Origin of the sequence: Leptospira brenneri, assembly GCF_002812125.1 — a bacterium.
GTDB lineage: Bacteria > Spirochaetota > Leptospiria > Leptospirales > Leptospiraceae > Leptospira_A > Leptospira_A brenneri.
Map to the genome: position 1 here is coordinate 1 of NZ_NPDQ01000019.1, position 5,887 is coordinate 5,887.

7 protein-coding genes are annotated in these 5,887 nt (G+C 32.4%); all 7 read right to left on the minus strand.

Translation table 11 applies throughout. The annotated features are described in order from the left end of the window. Positions 1-114 precede the first annotated feature (114 nt). The gene (locus CH361_RS19415) at positions 115-873 is read right to left on the minus strand and encodes a hypothetical protein (RefSeq protein WP_100792487.1); all 759 of its coding nucleotides are present in this window, start codon (positions 871-873) and stop codon (positions 115-117) included. A gap of 240 nt (positions 874-1,113) precedes the next feature. Further along, positions 1,114-1,866, minus strand: coding sequence for a GNAT family N-acetyltransferase (locus CH361_RS19420; RefSeq protein ID WP_100792488.1), 753 nt, complete (start codon positions 1,864-1,866; stop codon positions 1,114-1,116). A gap of 259 nt (positions 1,867-2,125) precedes the next feature. Continuing rightward, positions 2,126-2,668, minus strand: coding sequence for a hypothetical protein (locus CH361_RS19425; RefSeq protein ID WP_100792489.1), 543 nt, complete (start codon positions 2,666-2,668; stop codon positions 2,126-2,128). A 266-nt stretch (positions 2,669-2,934) separates the two neighbouring features. Further along, a complete protein-coding gene (locus CH361_RS19435; protein WP_100792491.1) occupies positions 2,935-3,480 on the minus strand; it encodes a hypothetical protein in 546 nt (181 codons plus the stop codon). Positions 3,481-3,484: 4 nt separating this feature from the next. Further along, positions 3,485-3,826 carry a hypothetical protein gene (locus CH361_RS19440; RefSeq protein ID WP_100792492.1) on the minus strand — a complete coding sequence of 114 codons (342 nt, stop codon included), beginning with the start codon at positions 3,824-3,826 and terminating at the stop codon, positions 3,485-3,487. A 209-nt stretch (positions 3,827-4,035) separates the two neighbouring features. Then, positions 4,036-4,908, minus strand: a complete 873-nt coding sequence (locus CH361_RS19445; protein ID WP_165782291.1) for a Fic family protein — start codon at positions 4,906-4,908, stop codon at positions 4,036-4,038. 208 nt (positions 4,909-5,116) lie between these two features. After that, positions 5,117-5,791 carry a hypothetical protein gene (locus tag CH361_RS19450; protein WP_100792494.1) on the minus strand — a complete coding sequence of 225 codons (675 nt, stop codon included), beginning with the start codon at positions 5,789-5,791 and terminating at the stop codon, positions 5,117-5,119. Positions 5,792-5,887: the final 96 nt, after the last annotated feature.

The window sequence follows — 5,887 nt, forward strand, 5'->3', positions numbered from 1 at the left end:
CGTTAGGGACTGGAACGAGGCTTGCGGAGGCAAGAGGAGTTCCAGAGGGGAATGTGTCGCAGACCGAGCGAGGGCTAGTCCCGCAGCGAAGCGTTAAGTCGCTGTTATGCGCCGTTAATTAATCCTAATTATATTTCCAAAAAATTTCAAGTATATTGAATCAATTGGCCAATAAGAATTTTCTTTAGATGAGTAAGCCTTTGAAATTGCAGAAATTATTGTTTCCGAGTTAGGAGTAAATGTATATAGGTGATCAAATAAAAGTATTCGGGTAGCGATTGATTTTTGTTTGGAAGTAAATTGATCGAATTGAATTTTGCTTTTTTCAAGTAAAGGTAAAATTGAATTCGAAAGAATATCTGAATTGGTGTTTCTTGCACCAACGTATCCAATTTGTAAATATGTTTGTGTTTGTGGTGTATTATTGAAAATAATTGTATAATAGAATTGTCCTGATTTACCAATTTTCATTTCTGAATTTATACTATGCGTTATTGAACTTATTAGTGCTTTATATTCTTTTCCTCTTGATTTTAAAGGAATGTTATCACTGATCCTAACGTAATAATTTCTATTTTTATGCTTAATTTGAGGTATTATTTCATTTGCGATTTTATCTAAAAGTTGATTTTTTGTAGAACCTACTATACTCATTTCTCTTTGATTTTCGGTGATTTGTTTTATTTCTATAACTGAACTAAAGCCTGTGGTATAAAAATCAGGAGTATTGTTTTCCTCTTCTTTTATTTTGTAGATATTGATTTCGGTATCGGCTAATCCATTGTCGAGTCGAATGAACTTAATTAGCTCAAATACCGCAATGTTTTCGGATTCTATTAGCGATTTTTCTATGAATCTTATACTCTGTTCCATTGATTTAAATTAAGATATACCTTGAAAATCAAAATACCATGATCTTATTTTATACTTGTTAAAAAATATTTAATTAATGGCGCATAACGAACTAGGGGATACGACGTTTCCCGACCCTGAGTCCCTGTAGGGGACGTTAGGGGCTGGAACGAGGCTTGCGGAGGCAAGAGGAGTGCCAGAGGGAAATGTGTCGGAGACCAAGCGAGGCCGTAAGTGCCGAAGCGCCGCGTTTCCCCGTTGTTATACGCCGTTTGGTACTTTAATATCTTTTCTTCGATACCAGTATTTATATTCTTCTTTATAGCCCAGTTTTGCGTATAAATTTATAGCCATTGAATTTGTGGTAACAACTTGTAAATAGGATTTTTTAATTCCTTTTCTAAATGCTTCTTCTAGTATAATTTTTATAATCTCAGTAGCGTATCCATTTTTTCGTTCATTTTCTTTTATAACTAAGTCAAAAATTCCAACATATCCATTTTCCATTACACCGAATCCACATCCAATAAATTCACCACTTATTATTTTACTAACGACTATAACTTCTGAGTTAATCAGATTTAGCATTTTCAAAATGGTCTCAAAATATTGAATTGAGATTTTGTTTAAAATCATAAAATTACGAATCCAATTAGTGTTAAATTTGTTTTCAACTTTGATGTTATTGTATAAAATATTTTGAGGTAAAATTTCTTTAATAATTTGTACAGAAGTTAAATCAATTTTTTCGTATTTGAGTTTTTCTAATTCAATGTCGATTGTTTCATGTTCTTTGGCACTTGTAATTTTGAATATTGTTGGGAGTGAATTTTTTTGAAAGATTTCCTCACAGAATGCTAGTTTTTCATAAAAATTATCATAATATTTGTAAATAGGGTTGATAGAATTTGCACGCTTTGTATATCCATTTGCCATTCTAATGATCCAGCCATCGTGATTGATAGTCTGGATGGCGGGCCATGCATTTATTGATAATTCTTCTATTTTGAACATTTATGTTTTATTTTACCACATGGCGTATAACGAACTAGTCTTCCCGAAGTTCCCTGTAGCCGAGCCTCTGGAGGAGGCGTTGGCGTCGGCACGTCTTCTTGCGGAGCAAGAAGCGTGACGGAAGGGAATTTGCCGTAGGCCGAGTGAGGGCTTGTCCCGAAACGTAGCGGGAAGACGCTGTTATGCGCTGCGACTTTTTGGCTCGTCAGTTACATTATTTATATTCTTTAATAAAAATGTTCATATTTCTAGAATTTGTTTAAACTACATAAAGAGAAGCTAGAAATATTAGTATGGAAAGTGTTATTAGATAAATACAAATTTTATCAGGTCCAGATATTATTCTTATATTGTTTTGATTTGCTATAGAATTTAAATATATTTTTGAATCTTTGAATTGATTGTTTAATCCAGTTGAGAAGTTTAAAGTGACCAACGATTTATTTTTCATTAATAATCCGATAGTAGAATACCAGAAAAAATCATCAAAATAAATCGATTGAATTTCGTTAAGATTGAAACTCAATTCTTTCACTGGTAAATTCATATTTTTATGATTAATAAAAATATTTTCATCAGAGATTGCCAAAATCGCTTTGCTGTGGTTCAGAATTTCATAAGAAAACATTTTTTTCACTAGCAAAGGAAGGATGGTGTATATTAAAAATGGTATAATTGATTTTATAAAAATAGCAAAAGTTAATGTAAAAAATATTATCCAAGGAGTATATCTCCTATGTTCATTTCTGATGAAAATTCTTACTTTATATGAATTTTGCTTTATTTTGAATGGATTGAACATTTTCCTTTAATGAATTTTAACTGGATTTTTTTGAAACTTACCGGAAAAATTTGATCTTTTTCAAAAATGATTTATGTCGTTGCGCATAACGAACTAGACTTACCGAAGTTCCCTGACCCTGAGTCCCGGAACGGGACGTTAGGGACTGGCACGGAGTTTGCAGATGCAAACGAGTGACAGAAAGGGAATTTGCCGTAGGCCGAGTGAGGGCTTGTCCCGAAACGTAGCGGGAAGGCGCTGTTATGCGCTGTGACTGGTTCGGAAAATTAAAATTTTTCGGAAAAATATTTTTCATAATTTTCTTTCCCGATTCCAATTTCATTCATAAACCAGATCCATATTTCTTGAGTAGTCCTTAATGATAAAAGTAAGTCTTCAAAAGATAAGCTAATCAACTCATGCATTTTTTTTGGCGTAGGGTGTTTGATAAGTTTTGTATAAAAATAGTCTAGTTTTTTAAAGTTTTCATATAGTCTTCTGTTTACTTGGGAAAGCTTTTTTCCATTACTGTCTTTGAAATTGCTAACTAGCTGAAATAGCGGAGGCACTTTTGAATTTTGTTGTTCTTGAATATTTAATCCAAATAGTGTTACAAGTGATTGTCCCAATAAAAGAAAGATTGGAATAATCGATTGAATACTTACTTTTTCTTTCTTTTCGATATTTCTGAATAAGTAAACTGCATCACGCCAATATTGTAACTGAAGATTAATTATTTCTGTTATGAATTTTTCGTTTTGGTAGACTAGCTCATGAGATCCTGTTTGGCAAATAGCATATTTAGGAATGTATTCAACTTTTTCGAGAGCCATAATTCTAATTTAAAGTTTTTTTACCAAAAAAGTAGCCGATCAATGTTCCGAACAAGACACCAATTGTTGGATTAAATTTATCCATAACAGCTAGATAAATTGATGCAATTACTACTAATACGATTACTATTGTTTGTTGAATAAGTAGGTATGTCTTTTGCTTATGATTATTTGTTACATTAATTTTTGTTAATTCGACATTCTTATCTAAAGTAGACTTTTTTATATCTTCAATTAAACTAATAATTCTTTTTACTATTTCATGCCCTGGTTCCGACATTAGATAGTCCATAATTTCAATTGGTGCTAGTTCTTCTTCTGGTTCTTCATTCGGATCTTTTTTCATTTTTTTCTCTATTAAAATAGGTTTTCAGTCATTGCGCATAACGAACTAGACTTAACGACGTTCCCCGGCCCTGAGTCCCTGAAGGGGACGTTAGGGACTGGAGCGAGGCTTGCGGCGGCAAGAGGAGTTCCAGAGGGGAATGTGTCGTAGACCGAGCGAGGGCTCGTCCCGACGCGAAGCGGTAAGTTGCTGTTATGCGACGTTCTGTATTAATATAAATCTATTTCTTTAACTGATATTTCGTCTTTTATGGAGATTTCAAGACCCTTTAGGAAGTATTTTATCCAATCATCAAAGGAGCCATATAATGATACACATCTTAGGATTGTATTGGATCTTTCTCGTTCTCTACGTATTGCAGATTTTAGTAGAATGAAATTTTTGTTATAAATTTGATTTTTTAAAAAATATAGAATTATCAAAATTCTACAAGTTTTCTCATTTCCATCCTCAAATGGATGAATTGCCATAAATTGATAATATAGTATAGCTGCATGAATATAAGGATATTCGCTTTTTTCGTTAAAAGAATTTATCCAGTCCTCCATTAAGTTGTTAATATTGCTATAGTGTGGCGGAACAAAGTCCGCAATAACAGGGTTCAATGCACGATTTGAATCAATCCAATTTTGTTGTTTTTTGAATTCGCCTATAAGAATATTTGTAGTTGGAAAATTTTCAAATAATAGTCGATGTATTCTTTTCGGTAGGTCTAAATCATTTCTTTCTATTGTAATTAATTTAACCGATTGTTGAAGTATATCTATACATTTTATAGATTTTTCTTTTATTAGTGGAATATTGAGGTGATAAGAATTTTCTATTTGGGCTCTAATTTCGAGTAACCAGCTTTCAATATTAATTAAATCTATTTTTTCTATATTTAAATCTGAAATATCTTTATCAAATTTAATATTATTTTTAATATCTGGATAGTGTGTTTTAAGTAAAAAAGGGTTAAATGCATTGTATTTAACAACTATTTTTTTTAAACCATTTCCTGATTCATCATTTTGATTATAATCAGGAAATGATTCTTTGTGATTCGTTAGAAATCCATAGGATCTGGCATTAAAATTCATTTTCATTATTAAATATTGTTACAGAATGTCGCATAACGAACTAGGGGAGACGACGTTTCCCGACCCTGAGTCCCGACGGGACGTTAGGGACTGGCACGGAGTTTGCGAATGCAAACGAGTGACAGAAGGGAAATGTGTCGGAGACCAAGCGAGGCCGTGAGTGCCGAAGCGCCGCGTTTCCCCGTAGTTATACGCAGTCGGAAACGGTTTAATTTTCTAAAAATGGCCGAAAGTCTTCTAAGACTTTAGTCATTAGCTTTTTCGTTATATCAGGAAAAACTAAGCTTAAGTCTACGAAATTATAATATAGTCCAGAGTAAATTAAACTTTCTTCAGCATATATTTTTGAAAAAAGATTTTTTCCAGATCTGTTTTGTAAGGTAATATCAATATTGAGATTACATTCATTACCCATCACAGGTAATCCGAAATACCAAGTAAGAGGTCCAAAAAGCCCTAGCCAATAAGTATAGAGTTTTCTAGAGCAGTAGAAAGTATTTATTTTTCCTGAAATAACATAATCAGCAGAATTAATCTTTTCATCAGAAATATATAAATTTTTGAAATTGTATTTATTTTCTAATTCAAGTTTAAGAATATCAGCGATATAATATTTGATTGGGGAGTTAATAGACATTCTATCGGCTTCAGGAAAATTCAATTCGGTGCCGGCAGCTTTAAGAAAAGGAAGAAAAATTAGTCCTGTTTTATCAGTATTTTCACCTTTTCTGAAATCCTGAAATGGTTGAATTTTCAAACTCTTATTAATCTTAACTTTCGAATTATTTTTATTTTCTAAAAAATAATTCTGAGTAGGTATACTTATACATGATGTGAGTAAAGAAATTGTAATTATTATCTTTTTTACTTTAATTATATTCATATTTAAGATTTTTTTCCGATTGCGTATAACGAACTAGACTTAACGACGTTCCTCGACCCTGAGTCCCTGAAGGGGACGTTAGGGACTGGAACGACG